Annotated in this window: 21 protein-coding genes; 16 read left to right on the top strand and 5 right to left on the bottom strand. The window is 68.4% G+C overall.

What is annotated here, in order from left to right; translation table 11 throughout:
• Positions 1–58 precede the first annotated feature (58 nt).
• The 3 genes from CDO46_RS20070 to CDO46_RS20060 all read left to right on the top strand — a co-directional run bounded on the left by CDO46_RS20070 (position 59) and on the right by CDO46_RS20060 (position 2144).
• A complete protein-coding gene (locus tag CDO46_RS20070) occupies positions 59–730 on the top strand; it encodes a TetR/AcrR family transcriptional regulator (RefSeq protein ID WP_087840231.1) in 672 nt (223 codons plus the stop codon).
• 283 nt (positions 731–1013) lie between these two features.
• Positions 1014–1337, top strand: a complete 324-nt coding sequence (locus CDO46_RS20065; protein WP_087840230.1) for a hypothetical protein — start codon at positions 1014–1016, stop codon at positions 1335–1337.
• A gap of 90 nt (positions 1338–1427) precedes the next feature.
• Complete coding sequence (locus CDO46_RS20060; RefSeq protein ID WP_087840229.1) at positions 1428–2144, top strand: MgtC/SapB family protein; 717 nt, start codon at positions 1428–1430, stop codon at positions 2142–2144.
• A gap of 6 nt (positions 2145–2150) precedes the next feature.
• Here CDO46_RS20060 and atpC read toward each other — a convergent pair whose 3' ends face one another.
• Positions 2151–2534, bottom strand: coding sequence for an ATP synthase F1 subunit epsilon (gene atpC / locus CDO46_RS20055; RefSeq protein WP_087840228.1), 384 nt, complete (start codon positions 2532–2534; stop codon positions 2151–2153).
• Between the two features lie 241 nt (positions 2535–2775).
• On the opposite strand from atpC, the gene CDO46_RS20050 reads away from it, so the two are divergent.
• The 3 genes from CDO46_RS20050 to CDO46_RS20040 are packed head-to-tail and all read left to right on the top strand — an operon-like array spanning position 2776 to position 5087.
• Positions 2776–3321, top strand: coding sequence for a PadR family transcriptional regulator (locus tag CDO46_RS20050; protein ID WP_087840227.1), 546 nt, complete (start codon positions 2776–2778; stop codon positions 3319–3321).
• 34 nt (positions 3322–3355) lie between these two features.
• Positions 3356–4171 (top strand): siderophore-interacting protein, encoded by an 816-nt coding sequence (locus tag CDO46_RS20045; RefSeq protein ID WP_087840226.1) that lies wholly within the window; start codon positions 3356–3358, stop codon positions 4169–4171.
• 4 nt (positions 4172–4175) lie between these two features.
• Positions 4176–5087: a D-hexose-6-phosphate mutarotase gene (locus CDO46_RS20040; RefSeq protein WP_087840225.1), complete on the top strand. Its 912-nt coding sequence runs from the start codon at positions 4176–4178 to the stop codon at positions 5085–5087.
• A 15-nt stretch (positions 5088–5102) separates the two neighbouring features.
• Here CDO46_RS20040 and CDO46_RS20035 read toward each other — a convergent pair whose 3' ends face one another.
• On the bottom strand, positions 5103–6086 hold the full coding sequence (locus tag CDO46_RS20035; RefSeq protein ID WP_087840224.1) for a tripartite tricarboxylate transporter substrate binding protein: 984 nt from the start codon (positions 6084–6086) through the stop codon (positions 5103–5105).
• Between the two features lie 100 nt (positions 6087–6186).
• On the bottom strand, positions 6187–7353 hold the full coding sequence (locus CDO46_RS20030; protein ID WP_243724353.1) for an MFS transporter: 1167 nt from the start codon (positions 7351–7353) through the stop codon (positions 6187–6189).
• A gap of 130 nt (positions 7354–7483) precedes the next feature.
• On the opposite strand from CDO46_RS20030, the gene CDO46_RS20025 reads away from it, so the two are divergent.
• Both CDO46_RS20025 and CDO46_RS20020 read left to right on the top strand, forming a co-directional pair.
• Complete coding sequence (locus tag CDO46_RS20025; protein WP_087840222.1) at positions 7484–8281, top strand: helix-turn-helix domain-containing protein; 798 nt, start codon at positions 7484–7486, stop codon at positions 8279–8281.
• Positions 8282–8326: 45 nt separating this feature from the next.
• Entirely contained in the window at positions 8327–9235 is a 909-nt protein-coding gene (locus CDO46_RS20020) for an EamA family transporter (protein ID WP_087840221.1), read from the top strand.
• A gap of 44 nt (positions 9236–9279) precedes the next feature.
• Here CDO46_RS20020 and CDO46_RS20015 read toward each other — a convergent pair whose 3' ends face one another.
• Complete coding sequence (locus tag CDO46_RS20015; RefSeq protein WP_087840220.1) at positions 9280–9918, bottom strand: FMN-dependent NADH-azoreductase; 639 nt, start codon at positions 9916–9918, stop codon at positions 9280–9282.
• A gap of 146 nt (positions 9919–10064) precedes the next feature.
• On the opposite strand from CDO46_RS20015, the gene CDO46_RS20010 reads away from it, so the two are divergent.
• The 6 genes from CDO46_RS20010 to rlmD all read left to right on the top strand — a co-directional run bounded on the left by CDO46_RS20010 (position 10065) and on the right by rlmD (position 16026).
• Positions 10065–10976, top strand: coding sequence for a LysR substrate-binding domain-containing protein (locus CDO46_RS20010; RefSeq protein ID WP_087840219.1), 912 nt, complete (start codon positions 10065–10067; stop codon positions 10974–10976).
• A gap of 228 nt (positions 10977–11204) precedes the next feature.
• Positions 11205–11969, top strand: coding sequence for a 5'/3'-nucleotidase SurE (gene surE, locus CDO46_RS20005; RefSeq protein ID WP_087840218.1), 765 nt, complete (start codon positions 11205–11207; stop codon positions 11967–11969).
• 218 nt (positions 11970–12187) lie between these two features.
• Positions 12188–12874, top strand: coding sequence for a protein-L-isoaspartate(D-aspartate) O-methyltransferase (locus tag CDO46_RS20000; RefSeq protein WP_338619168.1), 687 nt, complete (start codon positions 12188–12190; stop codon positions 12872–12874).
• A gap of 17 nt (positions 12875–12891) precedes the next feature.
• Positions 12892–13833: a peptidoglycan DD-metalloendopeptidase family protein gene (locus tag CDO46_RS19995; protein ID WP_087840216.1), complete on the top strand. Its 942-nt coding sequence runs from the start codon at positions 12892–12894 to the stop codon at positions 13831–13833.
• A gap of 8 nt (positions 13834–13841) precedes the next feature.
• Positions 13842–14624, top strand: coding sequence for a 3'-5' exonuclease (locus CDO46_RS19990; protein ID WP_087840215.1), 783 nt, complete (start codon positions 13842–13844; stop codon positions 14622–14624).
• 31 nt (positions 14625–14655) lie between these two features.
• Entirely contained in the window at positions 14656–16026 is a 1371-nt protein-coding gene (gene rlmD, locus CDO46_RS19985; protein ID WP_087840214.1) for a 23S rRNA (uracil(1939)-C(5))-methyltransferase RlmD, read from the top strand.
• 336 nt (positions 16027–16362) lie between these two features.
• Here rlmD and CDO46_RS19980 read toward each other — a convergent pair whose 3' ends face one another.
• Complete coding sequence (locus CDO46_RS19980; protein WP_087840213.1) at positions 16363–17064, bottom strand: Bax inhibitor-1/YccA family protein; 702 nt, start codon at positions 17062–17064, stop codon at positions 16363–16365.
• 212 nt (positions 17065–17276) lie between these two features.
• Here CDO46_RS19980 and ndk point away from each other — a divergent pair, with 212 nt between their 5' ends.
• Together ndk and rlmN are read left to right on the top strand one after the other, a co-directional pair.
• Positions 17277–17702, top strand: a complete 426-nt coding sequence (gene ndk / locus CDO46_RS19975; RefSeq protein ID WP_087840212.1) for a nucleoside-diphosphate kinase — start codon at positions 17277–17279, stop codon at positions 17700–17702.
• A gap of 32 nt (positions 17703–17734) precedes the next feature.
• Positions 17735–18949, top strand: a complete 1215-nt coding sequence (rlmN, locus tag CDO46_RS19970; protein ID WP_087840211.1) for a 23S rRNA (adenine(2503)-C(2))-methyltransferase RlmN — start codon at positions 17735–17737, stop codon at positions 18947–18949.
• The last annotated feature ends 32 nt before the right edge of the window (positions 18950–18981 follow it).

Raw genomic sequence — 18981 nt, 5'->3', positions numbered from 1 at the left:
GCGGCCGGCAGGGGAGGCTAAGATGCGGCCTTGGCCGTATCGAGGATGCCCGGGAGCGATGCCACCCAACCGCCCACAGACGATGTCCCCCACGCCCGAGACCGAACCGGCGCGCGCGCGCCCGCGGCGCACGCAGGCAAACCGCAGCCGCGACGCGCGCGAGCGCCTGCTGGCGGCGACGATAGAGGTGTTGATGCGCTCGGGCTACAACGGCCTGACCACCAAGGAAGTGGCGCGTTGCGCCGGCATGTCCAACGGCGCCCTGATGCACCACTACGCGACCAAGGCCGAACTGGTGGTGGCCGCGACGGCCGAGATCTACGAGGAATCCATACGCCGCGGCCAGCGCGAGGCCCATACGCCCGAGGCGATCGAGCGCCCCATCGAGGGCTTCATCAAGGACTGCTGGAGCGTCTACTTCGACTGGCCGTTCATCGCCGCGATCGAGGTCATCATGGTGGCGCGGACCGACCCGGACCTGATGAGCAAGATCCTGCCCGTGATGGAGCGCTACCGCTCCTCGACCAACACGCTTTGGCTGGAGGTGTTCCGGAAGGCGGGTTTTTCCGGCGAGCAGGCGCAACTGGCGCTGAACCTGTCCTTGAATCTGGTGCGCGGCATGGCCCTGAACAATCTCTGGCAACACGACGCGGCGCACTACGAACGCTACATCCAGGACTGGGTACGCATGGTCTACCAACAGTTTCCGCGGCATGCCGAAGGCGGTTGAAGCAGGCGAAGCGTTTGACGCCTAGGGTTGTCCCTAGGCCGCGACTGGGCTAAAATCGAAGGATTCCAATCTTTCTTGAGGCAAGTCGTGGATAACGACGGCAGTAGTTCCGCCGTTCCGGCAAACGCCGCTTAGCAGGTCCGCAGATTTGTCTGCCGCGTCCTGCCAAGCCAGGATGCGGTCGTCCCTTTGCCAGGGTTCCCATCTTTTTTCCTGCCTCCGGGCAGCTTCCCCGCGTATGCCGAGCGGCATGGTCCGTCTTCCTGTCTGCCAGGAGGTCAACATGCGTTTCGCCCATATCCTGAGCGCATGGGGCGGCAAGGCCGCGCGCGCCCCGCGCAAGCAGCTCCAGTCCTATCGCCTGACGGTGTTCAGCGCCAGCCCGCGGCTGGACAGGCTGCGCCAGCACCTGCACGCCGAATTGTCGGCCCGCGACCTGCGCATCTCGCAGATGCGCGTGGCCAGCGCCGCGTCCGGCGACGACATCCACCGGATGTCGGTCACGCTGCAATGCGCGCCGCACCTGCGCGGCGCGTTGAACTCGGTGGCCCTGGGCCTGGGACGCCATCCCGACATCCAGCGTGTGCATTACGAACAACTGCAATAAAAACGCCGGCGGGGCCGCGCTATCCTGCGAAGGCCGGACGCGCGGCACCGGCCCGTTCCGGTCGACGACAAGAACAACCCACGAGGTCCCATGAAGGCAATCGCCAACATCCAGACGCTGGATCTGCTCGACACGCTCGTCAGCCTGACGAGCGCGTTCATCCTGGGGGCCCTGGTCGGGCTGGAGCGACAGTACCGGCAGCGTACCGCCGGATTGCGGACCAACGTGCTGGTGGCTCTGGGCGCCGCCATCTTCGTCGACATGGCCATGCGCATCGCGGGCTCGGACGGCGCGGCGCGGGTGGCCTCGTACGTGGTCTCGGGCGTCGGGTTCCTGGGGGCCGGGGTCATCATGCGGGAAGAGGGCAACGTGCGCGGCCTGAACACCGCCGCCACGCTCTGGGGATCGGCCGCGATCGGCGCCTGCGCGGGTGCGGATCTCATCGCCGAGGCCGTGCTGGCCACGATCTTCGTGCTGGCCGCCAACACGCTGCTGCGGCCGGTGGTCAATACCTTCAATCGTCAGCCGGTGGACGTGCTGTCCTCCGAGGTGACGAGCATCATCCACGTGATCACCGGCACGGCCCATCGCAGCGCCGCGTTGACGGCGCTGGAGGCCGAACTGGAAGAGGCGAACTATCCGCTGGCCGACCTGGAGGTCGTGCCCTTCGGCGACGAGGAGATCGAGATCAAGGCCACGCTGATGGCCACCTCCATCCACGGCAGCGACCTGGACCGCGTCACCGAGAAGCTGGGCCGCAATCCCGCCATCGCCCAGGTTTTCTGGGCGCCCAGCATTTCCGACTGAGGCGGCTCAGCGGCCGCGTTTCAATTCCAGGCTGGTCACGAGCTCGGCGCGCGCGGCGGCATAGCGCATGGCGTCCAGGCGGTCGTGCATGCGCTCGCGCGCCGCGGCGCGCGCCTGCTCGGCCCGCGCATCGTCCAGCCCCGTGGTGCGCACGGCGGTGTCGGCCAGGACCGTGATGCCGCGAGGCATGACTTCGGCCAGGCCGCCCGACACGTAGACGTATTCATCGCCTTCGGCGCGCCGGATGGTGATCATTCCTTCCTTGAGCAGTGTCAGCAGGGGGATGTGGCCGGGCAGGATCCCCAGCGATCCGTCCTTGCCGGGAAGCTGCACGTAGTTGCCTTCGCCCGAGAAGACGGTGGCCTCCGCGTTGACGATGTCTATCTGCATGATGTCCTTTGGGCCAGGCGGGCGCCCGGTGCCCGCCTTTTGTGCCAAGTGTTTCCAAGCCTGTCGCCACGCGGTTCCGGCCGCGCTCCCGTCATGCTATCCCCAAGCTTGTCCACAGAAGTGGTGGATAAGCCCACAAGCTGCGTTTCCCGTCTTGGCATCCTGTTTTTTATGTCTTAAGATATGTCGAAAGATATGTTTTTAGATATTCCATTCCGCCCGCAATGGGCTGGAGGCGGTCATGCAACGCAATGAGATTTCTCCTGGCGGACGCGGCATGGGCATGCGCATGGGGCGCAAGCTCGCCGCCGAAGACCTGCAGCTCATCCTGCTGGCGCTGCTGGAAGAGCAGCCCAGCCACGGCTACGAACTGATCAAGCAACTGGCCGAGCGCTCGTCGGGTTTCTACAACCCCAGTTCGGGCATGGTGTATCCGGCGTTGGCCTACCTCGAGGACGTGGGCCACGCGGTGGTCTCCGTGGAAGGCACGAAGAAGCGCTATCGCCTGACCGAGGAAGGCAGCGCCCATCTGGCGCGCCATCGCGGGCAGGCCGAGCGCATCCTGGCCGAGCTCGCCAAGGTGGGCGCCCGCATGGCGCAGGTGCGCCGCGTGTTCGAAGGCGAGGACGGCCTGGACACCATCGCGCCGGGCACGCCCGAGGACCTCATGCTGGCGCGCTACGGCCTGAAGCAGGCGCTGCTCCAGGCAGGCGCCTGTGAGGGCGGCGAGGCCATCCGCATCGCCGCCATCCTGAGACGCGCCACCGCCGAGATCCTGGGCAAGTAGGCGCTCCTCCAACCTCATTCTGGAAAGATCCATCATGGAAAAAACCGAACGCGCGGTGCGCCGCGTCCGTCACGAACTGAAGTTCCGCCTGCTGCGCGTGCGCGCGGTGCGCAAGGTCACGCCGCGCCTGTTGCGGGTGACGCTGGAGGGCGACGACCTGGCCGGCTTCTCCAGCGCCGCGCACGACGATCACGTCAAGCTGTTCTTTCCCGCGCCCGGCCAGCAGCGGCCGGTGGTGCCCACGCCGGGGCCCAACGGCATGGTGTTTCCCGAGGGCCAGCCCCGTCCGGCGGCGCGCGACTACACGCCGCGCCGCTACGACGCCCAGGCGGGCGAGCTCGACATCGAGTTCGCGCTGCATGGCGACGGCCCCGCCGCCGAATGGGCGGCACGCGCCGAAGCCGGGCAGTACCTGGGCGTGGGCGGTCCCCGCGGCTCCTTCGTGATGGAAGGGGAGTTCGACGGCTATCTGCTGGTGGGCGACGAAACCGCGCTGCCGGCCATCGCCCGCCGGCTGGAAGAACTGCCCGCGGGCGCGCGCGCCGTGGTCGTGGCCGAAGTGGCCGACGCAGCCGAGGAGCAGTCGTTCGACACGCGGGCCGACGTGGACGTCCGCTGGGTCCATCGCGACGGCGTGGCGCCCGGCAGCCCCGAGCTGCTGGCGCAGGCCGTGGCGGGGCTGGGCAAGCCGCAGGGCGACTGGTACGCCTGGGTCGCGGCCGAGTCCGGCGTGGCCAAGCGGGTGCGCCAGGTCTTGGTCGAGAACTGGCAGCTACCCAAGGAATGGATCAAGGCGGCCGGCTACTGGAAGCTGGGCGCCGCGGCCACCCACGACAAGCACGAGGATTGAAGGCATGAGCGCACACCGTCCGGCGGCCGTCGTCGCCACGACCGTCAAAAGCCTGCCGTGCTGGCGCCTGGTTTCTCCCCATGGCGAGGCGCTGGTGGCGCGCCAGGGCGCGCAGGTCCTGTACTACGCACCCACCGGACAGCCGCCGGTGGTATGGCTGAGCGACCAGGCCGAATTCCGGACCGGCTCGTCGCTGCGTGGCGGGATTCCCGTCTGCTGGCCGTGGTTCGGCCAGTTCGACCGCAATCCCGAGGCGGTCCGCGCGATGCTGGCGCCCGGCGCCGACGCGCCGGCGCATGGTTTCGTACGCGCGCTGGACTGGCAGGAAGACGGGGCGCGGGTCGATGGCGACGCCGCGTGCCTGCGGCTGCGGCTGGACCTGCCGGCCGGCCACGGCGGCTGGAACCACCCGGCCGCCGTGGCGCTGGATATCCGCCTGGGCGATGCGCTCACGCTGACCCTGTCCACCCGCAACCTGGGTCCGGACACCTTGGCCCTGAGCCAGGCGCTGCATACCTATTTCGCCGTGAGCGACGCACGCGACGTGGCGATCGAAGGGTTGGACGGCGCGGCCTACGTCGATACCTTGAGGGGCTGGAGCTCGCAGGTGCAGGAGGGGCCGCTGGCCATCCGGGGGGAAACCGACCGCATCTATACCGGCCTGTCCGGACCGATACAGATCCGCGATCCGGGCTGGCGGCGCAGCATCCAGATCCACGCGGCGGGCTCGCGTTCGGCCGTGGTCTGGAACCCCTGGGTGGACAAATCGCTGCGCCTGTCGCAGTTCCGTCCCGATGCCTGGCGCGACATGTTGTGCATCGAGACGGCCCGGGTCTGGGACGACGTGCTGGAAATCGCGCCGGGCGCCACCGCGGACATGGGCGTGACGATGCGCGCGGTGGGCTGGGGCGCCTGAGCCGCTGGGCAGCCCCTAGTCGACCGTCGCGCCGGATTTCTTCACCACGGCTTCCCACTTGGGAATCTCGGCCCTGACCATGTCGACGAATTCGGCCGGCGTGCTGGAGGTCGCTTCTATTCCCATGCCCGCCAGCCGGCGCCGCGCGGACTCGTCCGCCATGCCGCGGACCACGGCGCCGTGCAACCGGTCCACTACCGCTGCCGGCGTGCCCCGGGGGGCCAGCAGCCCGAGCCAGTTCGAGACGTCGTAGCCGGGCAGGCCGGCTTCGGCGATCGCCGGCACGTCGGGCAGCGCGCTCATGCGCTTGAGGCTGGTGACGCCCAGCGCGCGTACCTTGCCGCTGCGTATGTGCTCGGCATACACCGCGTACGAATCGAAGGTCATGGACACCCGTCCCGCCAGCACGTCGTTCAGCAGCGGAGCGCTGCCCTTGTAGGGAACGTGCAGCAGCCGCACATCCGCCATCGATGCGAACAACGCGCCCGACAGGTGGCTGGAGCTGCCGTTGCCGGCCGAGCCGTAGGTCAGCGCGCCAGGCTGCGCCTTCGCCAGCGCGATCAGTTCTTCCACGGTCTTCGCCGGCACCGAGGGATGGACGACCAGCACGCGCGGCGTGGTGTGGGTCAGGCTGACGTATTCGAAATCCTTGATGGGGTCGTAGCGCAGCTTGGGGTACAGCGAGGGGTTGATGGCCTGCGTGCCCATGGTGGCGAAGAACAGCGTGTAGCCGTCCGGGGCCGCGTGGGCGACGGCCTCGGCAGCCGTCGTGCCGCCCGCGCCGCCGCGGTTTTCGATCACCACCTGCTGGCCCAGTTGCTCCGTCAGTTGCTGGGCCAGGCCGCGTGCCATGATGTCGGCGGCGCCTCCGGCGGGAAACGGAACGACGAGCCGCAGCGCGCGATCGGGAAATCCGGCCGCCCCCGCGCCGCCGGCCACGGCCAGCAGGAGCGCCGCCTGCGTCAGCGCCAGGCAGGCGCGTCGTCGATGAAAACCCATGGACATCTCCTCTGTTGTGGTTCTTTTCACGCCACACTTTAGAAGGAGGAGCCGGGCCCGCCTATCGTCGGGCCATCAAAGCTGTTATGTGTCTCGGGCCCTAGGCCAGTTGGCGGTGCCGTCCGGCGTACAGGCCGAACACGGCCTGGGCGCAGGCAAAGACCAGGCAGATCAGCAGCGCGACCGTCCATCCGCCCGTGAGGTCGTGTACCGCGCCGATGGCGGTGGGACCGCCCGCGGCCAGCAAATAGCCCACGGCCTGGGCCATGCCGGACAGCGCGGCCGCCTGCTGTGCGTTGCCGACACGCAGGCTGACGAATGCCAGCCCCAGGATGATGGACGCGCCGCCGCCGCAGCCATACAGGATGGCCCACGCCGCGGCCCACGATGGAGCGACCAGCAGGCCCAGCAGGGCCGCGATGGACAGTCCCGTGCAGCCGACCGCCAGCCAGCGCTGGTCGCGCACGCGGCGCACCAGCGCGAGCAGCGGCAGGCCGACGACGGCCGAGGCGATCTGCAACATGCCATGGACCGATCCGGTCGAGCCCGGCGGGTAGCCGGCGTCGTGCAGCATGGAGGGCAGCCAGCTGGAAACGATGTAATACACCAGCGAGTTCAGGCCGAGGAACAGCGTGATCTGCCACGCCAGCGCCGATTTCCACACCGGCCGGGGGCGGGCCTGGGTGGGACCGGCGGGCGCCGCGACCGGAGCCGGGGTGCGCAGTTGAGGCAGCCAGACGAGGGCGCTGGCGATGGCGATCACGATGGGGGCGAGCAGGGCCAGCGGCCACCCCGGGCCGGCGGACCAGAGCGCCAGCGGCACCGCGATCATCGAGGCGAGGCCCGAGGCCACGCCCATCGTCAGCGCATAGGCGGAGGTCAGGCTGGCGATGCGTCCGGGGAAATCGCGCTTGAGCAGGCTGGGCAGCAGCACGTTGCCGAAGGCGATGGCACCGCCGATCAGCAGGGTCCCGGCGAACAGGGCCCAGACCGCGCCGGAGGACCGCAGGCACAGGCCCGCCACCAGGGTCAGCAGCGCCGCCATCAGCGTGCGTTCCAGGCCGTGCCGGCGGGCAGCCAGGGCCGCGATGGGCGATCCGGCGGCGAAGGCCAGCAGGGGCAGGGTGGTGAGCAGGCCCGCCTGGGCGGCGGTCAGGTCCAGGCTGGTCCGTATCATGTCCAGCACGGGCGCCACGCCGGTGACCGGCGCGCGCAGGTTGGAGGCGATCAGCAGGATGCCGGCGATGAGCCAGGCTTGGCGAGACACGGAATGCGAAGCGGAAAGCGGGAGCATGGGGCGGCAATCGGAAACGATACCCATGGACTGTAGGCATTTTGCGCCTGTCTGTCTTTGGATAAGATGACATTAAATTGCCAAAATCTGCCAAACGTTCGCCATGCCAGCATTCGAAGCCGCCTTCGCCGAGTTCGATCCGGACGCCACGGTCGCGCCCGTGGTGGCGGTGCACCTGACGGCGCAGCAGCGCCGCAGCGAACAGCCGGTGCACCGGCATCGCAAGGGCCAGTTGATCCTGGCGCTGCGGGGTTCGGTCACCTGCCATGTGCCCACCGGCCTGTGGATGGTGCCGCCGCAATGCGCGGTCTGGATTCCTCCCGGCATGGCGCACAGCAACAGGGTGTCGCAGCATGGCCAGGTCTGCCTGCTGTTCGTCGAGCCGGACACGGCCCCGTTGCCCGAAGTGTGCTGCACGCTGTCGATTTCGCCGCTGTTGCGCGAACTGATCCTGTACCTGGCGGCCGACTCCACCGACTATCCGCCCGACGGGCCGACCCACCGCCTGGTGGGCGTGCTGCTGGAACAACTGGGGCGCATGCCCACCGAGCAACTGCACCTGCCCGTGCCCGCGCACAGCCGCCTGCGCCGCATCGCCGACGCGCTGGCGTCCGACCCCGCGAACCGCAACACCGTGGCCGAGTGGGCGCAGCAGGTGGCGATGAGCGAGCGCAGCCTGGCCCGGTTGATCAAGGCGGAGACGGGCATGAGTTTCGGCCGCTGGCGCCAGCAACTGCACGTCATCGTCGCGCTGCAGCGCCTGTCCGCCGGCATGGCAGTGCAGCGCGTGGCGATGGACCTGGGCTACGAGTCGGTCAGCGCCTTCATCACGATGTTCAGGAAGGCCATGGGCAAGCCGCCCGGCCGTTACCTGGCCGAACGCAACCGGGGCGAAGGGTAGGGCGGCGCGGTATCATCGCCGGCTGATCGATCGCAGGCCACGCCCTTGGACATCTCGCTGCTCTGGATTCCCGCCACGCTCATCGCCGCCGCCGCGCAAACGGCGCGCAACACCATGCAGCACCGGCTGACTGAAACGCTGGGCACGCTCGGGGCGGCGCAAGTCCGCTTCCTGTACGGCCTGCCGTTCGCCCTGGTGTTCCTAGCCGGGGTGCTGGCGGTGGGAGGCGACTCCCTGCCGCACCTGGACAGCCGTTTCCTGCTGTATTCGGCGGCCGCCGCCGCGGCGCAGATCCTGGCGACCGTGCTGATGCTGGCCACCATGCAACTGCGCAACTTCGCGCTCAGCACGGTCTATGTGAAGACCGAGCCGGTGCTGGTCGCCATCTTCGCCGTGGTGGTGCTGGGCGACCCGCTTTCGCTCATGGGCGCCTGCGCGGTCCTGGTGGCGACGGCGGGCGTGGTGGCCATGTCGTGGAAGCCTGGCGCGGGGGCGGGCAGCAACTGGCGGCCGGCGCTGCTGGGCATCGCTTCCGGGGCTTTCTTCGCCTTGTCGGCGGTGGCCTTTCGCGGCGCCATCGTGGCGCTGGACAGCGGTTCGTTCGCCACGCGCGCCAGCGTGACGCTGGTCGCGGGCCTGATCATGCAGACGGGCGCGCTGGTGCTCTGGCAGGCTGCGTTCCGCCGCGACGTGCTGCGCGGCGTGCTGGCGCAATGGCGCTCTTCGCTGCCGGCGGGTTTCATGGGCGCGTTCGCGTCCCAGTGCTGGTATATCGGCTTCGCGCTGACCTCGGCGGCCAACGTCCGCACGCTGGGCCTGGTGGAGGTGCTGTTCGCGCAGTTCGCCTCGCGGCGGATCTTCGCCCAGCACGCCAGCCGCCGCGAACGCGGCGGCATGGTACTGGTCGTGCTGGGGCTGCTGTTGCTGCTTTACGGTACGCGAGGCTCCTCCTAGCGGGAACAGGCCCCGGACGGCGGGACCCGTTCCGCATCCTGGCCTCAGGCCGCGGCGGCCAGCTCCTCGGCCAGCAGGCCGGCCTGTTCCAGCGCCTGGTTGACGGCCGCTTCGCGTGCCTCGCCGCCCAGCGCGACACCCTCGGCGCGCAGGACGCTCACGTCGGTCACGCCGAAAAAACCGAGCACCGCCCGCAGGTAGGACTCCTGGTGATCCAGCAGGGTCTCGACCGGCGTGCCGGCATACTTGCCGCCGCGCGAAGAAACGATCACGACTTTCTTGTCGCCGGCCAGGCCCTCGGGACCGTTGGCGGTGTAGCGGAAGGTCTTGCCGGCCTGGGCGACACGGTCGATCCAGGCCTTCAACTGGGAAGGAATCGAGAAGTTGTACATCGGGGCGCCGATCACCACCACGTCGGCGGCCAGGAATTCGGCCAGCAGCTCGTCGGTATAGGCGACTTCCTTGCGGAACCCCTCGTCATCGGGGAACACGGCACCGGGCTGGGGGCGCAGCGATTGCAGCAGGGCCCCGTCCAGGTGCGCCGGCGGCTGGGCAACCAGATCGCGGTGCTTGACCGTCGATCGCGGTTCGCTGTGGCGCAGGGCCTCCACGACCGCGGCGGTCAGTTCGCGGGATACCGAGGCGGCGCCGGTGGAGCTCGAGTCGATGTGCAGGATATTCATGAAGATTCCTAGTTCGTCGAATTCTTAGGGTTAATGCGGATGACTTCCGCCACATCGACAAGATATAGCGACAATAATTCTTTTTAAACTGCCGCCACTGGGAATTACTTTTCTATATTTGGAATAATTCAGCGTCCGGGGGGACCATGCAGGACCTCAACGACATGTATCTGTTTGCCAAGGTGGTCGAACACGGCGGCTATACCGCGACCGCCCAGGCATTGGGCATCCCGGTCTCGCGCATCAGCCGGCGCATCGCCGCCCTGGAGGACGAACTGGGCGTGCGGCTGCTACATCGCACCACGCGCAAGATATCGGTGACCGAGATCGGGCAGACCTACTACCAGCACTGCGCGGCGCTGGCCGCCGAGGCCGCCGCCGCCCGCGAAGCGGTGGACAGGACGACGTCGCAGCCGCAAGGGCTGATCCGCTTCAGCTGCCCGGTGACGTTGTTGCATAGCGACATCGGTGCCATCGTCGCGCAGTACCTGGAGCGCTATCCGCAGGTGCGCGTGCAGATAGACGCCACCTCGCGCCGGGTGGACGTGGTGGAGGAGGGCTTCGATCTCGCATTGCGAGTGCGTACGCCGCCGCTGGAGGACTCCGAACTGGTCGTGCGTCCCCTGGCCACCAGCAGGCTGGTGCTGGTGGCCACGCCGGACTTCTTCGCGCGCCACGGCGAACCGCAGGATATCCGCGACCTCGAACGCCTGCCCACGCTCAGCATGATGCAGGCGGCCGAGCGGCATGTCTGGCGGTTCGTCGGCCCGGACGGCGCGGAAGTGTCCGTAGGGCACGTGCCGCGCCTGTCGGTCGACGACCTGAACACGCTGCGCAGCACGGCGCTGCAGGGACTGGGCATCGCCTGCCTGCCCTGGCCGATGGTGGCGGCCGACGTCGAGGCTGGCCTGCTGCGTGTCACGCTGGCCCGGTATTCTCCGCCGGAAGGCATCGTGCAGGCGGTGTTTCCGTCGCGGCGGGGCCTGGTGCCGGCGGTGCGGGGTTTCCTGGATGCGCTGGTGGCGGCGTACGAGCGGCAGTCGCCCGCCCCGGGCTAGGGCCCGAGGCGGCTTTCCCCGGGGAAAGCGCCACGGCAGCCGGGGGGCTCATGTACAATCCGGGGGCACTCGGCGGGCCGGAAACGGACGCGGGACCGGAACTGTCAAGCGACCGGGAGGCTGCCGGTTTTCCGGACGACACTAGCTCGCAGGGACGCCGTGCGGGCTTTTTTTATCCCATGGTGACGCCAACTGGAGATCGCATTGCGTAAGAGGTCGGGGCGATAGATGTTGATATTGATTTCCAACGACGACGGTTATTTCGCGCCCGGGCTGGCCGCGCTGGTCGAGGCGCTGCGGCCGCTGGCCGAACTGATCGTCGTCGCGCCCGAGACCAATCGCAGCGGATCGTCGAATTCGCTCACGCTCGATCGGCCGCTGTCGGTACGCACCGCGGCCAACGGCTTCCTGTACGTCAACGGGACGCCGTCCGATTGTGTGCACGTGGCGCTGACCGGGCTCCTGGACCGGCGCCCCGACCTGGTGGTGTCCGGCATCAACGACGGACAGAACATGGGCGAGGATACGCTGTACTCCGGCACGGTCGCCGCGGCTACCGAAGGCTATCTGTTCGGCCTGCCGTCGATCGCCTTTTCGCAGGTATCCAAGGGCTGGACGCACCTGGACGCGGCGGCGGCGGCCGCCCGCAGCTTCGTCGAGCGTTTCATCGCCAATCCGCTGGCCGCGCCCAGCCTGCTGAACGTCAATATCCCGAACCTGCCCCTGTCCGAACTCAAGCCTCCCCGCGTGACCCGACTCGGCCGGCGCCACCCTTCGGAGCCGGTGGTGCGTTCGTCCACCCCGTACGGCGAACCGGTCTATTGGATCGGCCCGGCGGGCAAGGCCGCCGACGCCACGCCCGGCACTGACTTCCACGCCTGCGCCGACGGCGCGGTGTCGGTCACGCCGCTGCGGTTCGATCTCACGCACAACGCACAGCTCGAACCCATGCGCGAATGGATCCCCACGGAATGGATAGGCGCAAACCGTTGACCCCGGCGCCGGCGCCGCGGCGGGAGGGGGCGGAAGCCCGCGCCGCGGCCGCCCGGCGGCCCGCCGCGCCGTTGCCGCCGGTCACGGCGGCGAACAGCAATACGCGCGTCACCACCGGGCGTCCGCCGGTCGCCCGCGGCACGCCCGCGCGGCCGCTGCGCCCCGACGAGGCGCGGGCCACGAACAGCAACACCCGGGTGGCGCCCGCCAGGCTGATCGTGCCGGCACCCATCCAGGTCCGCACGCCGGCGCGCGAGGCCAATCACGGACTCAATTCCGAGCGCATGCGCGCCGCGCTGGTGGCGCGGCTGCGCGCGCAGGGCATCGCGGACGAGCGCGTGCTCGAGGCGGTCCACGCGATCCCGCGCCATCGATTCGTCGACGAGGCCCTGGCCAGCCGCGCCTACGAGGACGCGGCGTTGCCCATCGGCCATGGGCAGACCATTTCGCAGCCCTGGATCGTGGCGCGCATGATCGCCGCGGCCCGCAACGGGCGCGAACTCGGCAAGGTGCTGGAGGTCGGAACAGGGTGCGGCTACCAGGCCGCCGTGCTGGCGGGCGTGGCGCGCGAGGTGTATTCCATCGAGCGCATCAAGGCCTTGCACGAACTGGCCCGCAATCAACTGCGGCCTTTCCGGCTTCCCCATGTGCGCCTGGTGTTCGGCGACGGCATGCTGGGCGTGCCGAGCGCCGCGCCGTTCGACGCCATCGTCGTCGCGGCCGCGGGGCTGAAGATACCCGATGCGCTGCTGGCGCAACTGGCGGTCGGGGGCCGTCTGGTGGCCCCGGAAGGGGGGGCCAGGCAGCGACTGGTCATGATCGAGCGCACCGGAGCCCAGAGCTGGGTGCGAACCGAACTGGAGGCGGTGCGCTTCGTGCCCCTGCAGTCCGGCGTGTTGTTGTAATGAATAGGAGATCTGGGATGCAGAATTGGCGCAAGCCGGGCCGCGACGAAACCAATCGACCCCGCCTGGGCGCGGGGACGCTCGAAAGGACCGCACGACAGGTGCTGCTCTGGACGGGCTGCGCATTGGTGCTCGCGGCCTGCGGCACGGCACCCAGGACGGTACCGGTCGTCGACCGGACCACGCCGGCCAAGCAGCCGAGCGGCCCCGCGGCCACCGCGGGCCGCGAATCCTCGCGACTGATCGATGCCGATACCTACATCGTCAAGCGCGGCGACACGCTGATCCGTATCGCCCTGGACCACGGCGAGGACTGGCGCGACATCGCGCAGTGGAACAGCCTCGAGGACCCCAACCAGATCCGGCCGGGCCAGGTCCTGCGCGTGACGCGCCCAGGTTCGACCACCGCCAAGCCCGCCGATTCCAGCGTGGCGCAGGTCACGCCGGTACCCGCGCCGTCGCAGTCGGCCTCGCGGCCGCTGGGCACGCCGGCGCCTGCCCCCGCGACGCCGTCCCCGGCGCCGGCCGAACCCGTGGCGCCGCCGGCGACTCCGGCCACGCCGCCCGCCGCGCGCAACGATCCGGCCAGCGAGCGGGTGGAGTGGGGCTGGCCCGCCAACGGCAAGATCATCGAGAACTTCCACGAGACCCGCAACAAGGGCCTGGACATCGCCGGCACCCCGGGCGATCCCGTGCTGGCCGCGGGCGACGGCAAGGTGGTCTATAGCGGCAGCGGCCTGCGCGGCTACGGGCAACTGATCATCATCAAGCACAACAACACCTTCCTGTCCGCCTACGCGCACAACCGCGCCATGCTGGTCAAGGAAGGGCAGGCCGTGCGGCGTGGGCAGAAGATCGCCGAACTGGGCAGCACCGACGCCGAGTCGCCGCGCGTGCATTTCGAGATCAGGCGCCAGGGCCGTCCCGTCGATCCGGCCGGCTACCTGCCGCCGCGCTGAGGCCCGCCATGACACCGATGCTGGTCTTCGACCTGGAAACCATTCCCGACGTGGAAGGCCTGCGCGCGCTGAACGGGTGGGGCGAGGACGTCCCCGATGCCGAGGTGGTCGAGCGTGCCACGGCGGCCCGCCGCGAAGCCGTGGGGCACGACTTCCTGCCGCTGCACCTGCAGAAAATCGCGGTGGTGGGGTGCGTGTTCCGCGATGACGACGGGTTTCGCGTCAAGTGCATAGGCAAGGCCGACGATCCCGAGGCCACGCTGATCTCCGGTTTCTTCAAGACCATCGATCGCTACACGCCGCAGCTCATCAGCTGGAACGGCTCGGGCTTCGACCTGCCGGTCCTGCACTATCGCGGGCTGATCCATGGCATCCAGGCCTCGCGCTACTGGGACATGGGCGAGGACGACCGCGATTTCCGCTACAGCAACTACATCAGCCGCTACCACAACCGGCATTGCGACCTGATGGACCTGCTGGCGAAATACAATGGACGCGCCAACGCGCCCCTGGACGAATTGGCCAAGCTGTGCGGCTTCCCGGGCAAGATGGGCATGGACGGCAGCCAGGTCTGGCCCGCGTGGAGTTCCGGGCGCCAGGAAGAGGTGCGCGCCTATTGCGAGACCGACGTCGTCAACACCTGGCTGGTCTACTGCCGCTTCCGGCTGATGCGCGGCATGCTGTCGCGCAGCCAGTACGACGCCGAAGTGGACCTCGTGCGCAGCACGCTGGAAACGCTGGACCTGCCTCACTGGCGTGAATACCTGGCGAACTGGCCCGCCTCGCGCTAGCACGCCGCGCGGGAAAACTGATATTCCGAACATGAGTCAAGAAGCAGAAATCGCGGCCGCGGACGGCCTGGAAGGGGCGGCTGTTGCCGTCGAATCCGACGATGGTTCCGTGGCCATCGAATCGGTGGACCTGGAAGGGCGCGGTATCGCGCGCCGCCAGGGCAAGGTGGTGTTCGTCGATGGCGCGCTGCCCGGCGAACGCGTGATGCTGAAGGTGACCAAGCGCAAGCCCTCCTACGAACTGGCCGAGGTCGAGAGCGTGGTGCGGGCGTCGTCGCAGCGCGTGGCGCCGCGCTGCGCGCATTTCGGCGTGTGCGGCGGCTGTGCCATGCAGCACGTGGATCCGGCGGCGCAGGTGGCGATCAAGCAACGCGTGCTGGAAGACACCCTCTGGCACATCGGCAAGCTGGTGCCGCAACGTGTCCTGCCGCCCATCCACGGCCCGGCCTGGGGATACCGCTACCGCGCGCGGCTGTCGGTGCGGGTGGTCGTGAAGAAGGGCGGGGTGCTGGTGGGCTTTCGCGAGCGCAAGAGCAGCTACGTGGCCGACATGCGCGAATGCCATGTCCTGCATCCGCATGTGGCTTCGCTGCTGGTGCCCTTGCGCGAGATGGTCGCGGCCATGCCCGCGCGCGACCGCGTGCCGCAGATCGAGGTCGCCGTGGGCGATAGCCAGGTCGTGCTGGTGCTGCGCCACCTGGTCCCGCTGGTGGACGAGGACCTGGCCGTGCTGCGCGCATTCGCGGCGCGCCATGGCATCCATTGGTGGCTACAGCCCAAGGGCCCCGACACGGTCCATCCGCTGGAGCCCGAGGACATCGACGGACTGGCCTACACGCTGCCGGAGTTCGGGCTGCGCATGCCCTTCAAGCCGACCGACTTCACCCAGGTCAACCACGCGATCAACCGGGTGCTGGTGTCGCGCGCAATCGCGCTGCTCGACCCCCAGCCCGGGGATCGGGTGGCCGACCTGTTCTGCGGCCTGGGCAATTTCACGCTGGCGCTGGCGACCCGCTGCCGCGAGGTGGTGGGCGTGGAAGGCAGCCAGGCCCTGACCGACCGGGCGCTGGAAGCCGCCCGCCGGCATGGCGTGGACGCGCATACGGCATTCTCGACCCTGAACCTGTTCGAGGTGGACGAGGCGTGGCTGCGCAGCCTGGGCCACTTCGACCGCATGCTGATCGACCCCCCGCGCGAAGGCGCCCTGGCCGTCGCCAAAGCCCTGACGACACTGGGCGCCGACCGCCCCCGGCGCATCGTCTACGTCTCCTGTAACCCCGCCACCCTGGCCCGCGACGCCGCCATCCTGGTGCACGAGGGCGGCTATACCTTGAAGGCGGCAGGCGTGGTCAACATGTTCCCCCATACCGCCCACGTGGAATCCATCGCTGTGCTGGAATGAATCCCCCCCTACGCGCTGACGCGCGCCCCCCAGGGGGCGGCACTGGCGGACCGGAAGGGAAGCCCACCCCCACGCCCTTCGGGCGCCCCCTCAAGGGGGCGATGCGGGTGGACCGGCAAAGCCGGATCCAGCGCATCCTGGGGTACCAACGGGCTGGCGGGGACTGGCGATGCTGCCTGGCATCCGGTTCGGTTGAAAAAGAAAACGGCCTTGCGTGCAAGCAAGGCCGTTTTTATTTCCTGAGTGCCCCCAGACCCAGGGCACAGCGGATCCGGCTCCGCCGGTCCGCCAGTGCCGCCCCCTGGGGGGCGCGCGTAAGCGCGTAGGGGGGATCTTCTACTCTCGTTCTCCGCCGAAGATGCCCAGGAGCATCAGCAGGTTCACGAAGACGTTATAGATGTCCAGGTAGATCGCCAGGGTGGCCGAGACATAGTTGGTCTCGCCGCCGTTGACGACGCGCTGCAGGTCGACCAGCATGAAGGCCGAGAAGATGCCGATGGCCAGGACCGAGATGGTCAGCATCAGCGCCGGCAGTTGCAGGAAGATATTGGCCAGGGCCGCCACGAGGATCAGGATGGCGCCGACGAACAGCCATTTGCCCAGGCCGGACAGGTCGCGCTTGATCGTGGTGGACAGCAGGGCCATGGTGCCGAACACCACGGCGGTGCCGCCGAAGGCGGTCATGATGAGCGTGGACCCGTTGGCCATGCCCATGACGAAGCCGATCATGCGGGACAGCATCAGTCCCATGAAGAAGGTGAAGGCCAGCAGCAGGGCGACGCCCAGCCCGTTGTCCTTGTTCTTCTGGATGGCGAACATGAGGCCGAAGGCGCCGATCAGGAACACCATGGTGGTCAGGCCGGGGCTGCCGCCCATGACCTGGGCGAGACCGGTGCCCACGCCGATCGCCGCGCCCAGCACGGTGGGGATCAGCGACAGCGCGAGCAGCCAGTAGGTGTTGCGCAATACGCGATTGCGCGCGACTTCGCCGGGCGCAGTCCCGGTCCTGTTGAAGGGAGAAGTGCGTAGATCGTTCATGGTCGAGCGACTCCTTGTGGTCTTTTTGCTCTGTTTCGCCCCGCGAGGGCATGATGTGTCTGACCCCAAGTATGCCGCAGGGTTCCGCCCGGTTCCAGTAGGACCGGCACGGTCCGTCCGAGGGGGGCGGGGGTAGCGGTCCTGTCAAGGAGCCGTGATACAATTTAACGTTTAAGTTCCCCTCAAAGTATTTGTTTTTATTGGAGTTTTTGATGGCTATCGAGCGCACCCTGTCGATCATCAAGCCGGACGCCGTTTCCAAGAACGTCATCGGCCAGATCGTTTCCCGTTTCGAGGCTGCCGGCCTCAAGGTCGTCGCCGCGCGCATGATGCAACTCTCGCGCAGCGACGCCGAGCGCTTCTATGCCGTGCATGCCGCGCGCCCCTTCTTCAAGGACCTGGTCGACTTCATGGTCTCCGGTCCCGTGTTCGTGCAAGTGCTGGAAGGCGAGAACGCCATCCAGAAGAACCGCGACCTGATGGGCGCGACCGATCCGAAGAAGGCCGAGAAGGGCACGATCCGCGCCGATTTCGCCGACAGCATCGACGCCAACGCCGTGCATGGCTCGGACGCCGTCGAGACCGCCAAGGTTGAAGTCGCCTTCTTCTTCCCCGAACTGAACATCCACAGCCGCTGAGCCCGGATGTCCGTTTTTCCCAGGAGGCCGGGATGAATACTATCTCGCCGCTCGCCGAGGCCGCGCAGGCCGAGGTTCCACGTTCCGAATCCCCGCGCATCAACCTGCTGGGGCTGGACGGGGCCGAGCTCGCCTCGCTGGTGGAAAAATGGGGGGACAAGCCGTTCCGCGCCAAGCAGTTGCAGCGCTGGCTGCACCAGCGCGGCGTGGACGATTTCGAGCAGATGTCGGATCTGGCCAAGTCCTTCCGCGAAAAGCTCGCGCGACATTGCGAGGTACGGCTGCCCGAGGTCGTCACCGCCCACAAGTCGGCCGACGGCACGCGCAAGTGGCTGCTGGACGTCGGCAACGGCAATGCCATCGAAACCGTCTTCATTCCCGAGGACGACCGCGGCACGCTGTGCATATCGACGCAGGCCGGCTGCACCGTCGCCTGCCGTTTCTGTTCCACCGGCCACCAGGGCTTCAACCGCAACCTGGGGGTCGACGAGATCATCGGCCAGCTGTGGCTGGCGCGCCGCACGGTCGAGGCCGACCGCGACGGCGCGCGCCTGTCGGGCGGCATGCCCGCGCCGCTGGCCACGCAGGACGACCGGGTCATCAGCAACGTCGTCATGATGGGCATGGGCGAACCCCTGCTCAACTACGACAACACGGTATCGGCGCTGCGCCTGATGCTGGACGACAATGCCTATGGGTTGTCGCGCCGCCGGGTCACGGTGTCGACGTCGGGCGTGGTGCCGATGATGGACCGTCTCTCGCGCGACTGCCCGGTCGCGCTGGCGGTGTCGCTGCACGCGCCCAACGACGCGTTGCGCGACGACCTCGTGCCGCTGAACCGCAAGTATCCGCTGCGGGAGCTGATCGCGGCGTGCCAGCGCTACCTCGAGTTCGCCCCGCGCGACTTCATCACTTTCGAATACGTCATGCTCGACGGCATCAACGATGGCGACGAGCATGCCAAGCAATTGATAGACATTGCGCGGCAGGTGTCGTGCAAGTTCAACCTCATTCCGTTCAATCCCTTCCCGCAGTCCGGGCTCAAGCGCTCGCCCACGGCCCGTGTCAGGCTGTTCGCGCAGCGCCTGATGGACGCCGGCATCGTCACCACCGTGCGCAAGACGCGCGGCGACGACATCGACGCGGCCTGCGGGCAGTTGGCCGGCGAGGTCAAGGATCGCACCCGCCTCAAGGAACGCCTGGCGGGCGAGACCCGCTTCGGCCGCATCGTGGAGGTGCGCGAATGATGCAACCGCGGTGCCGGTCCGGCCGTTGCGGC

Origin of the sequence: Pigmentiphaga sp. NML030171, from assembly GCF_002188635.1 — a bacterium.
GTDB lineage: Bacteria > Pseudomonadota > Gammaproteobacteria > Burkholderiales > Burkholderiaceae_B > Pigmentiphaga > Pigmentiphaga daeguensis.
This window is presented reverse-complemented; position numbering and strand designations above follow the sequence as displayed.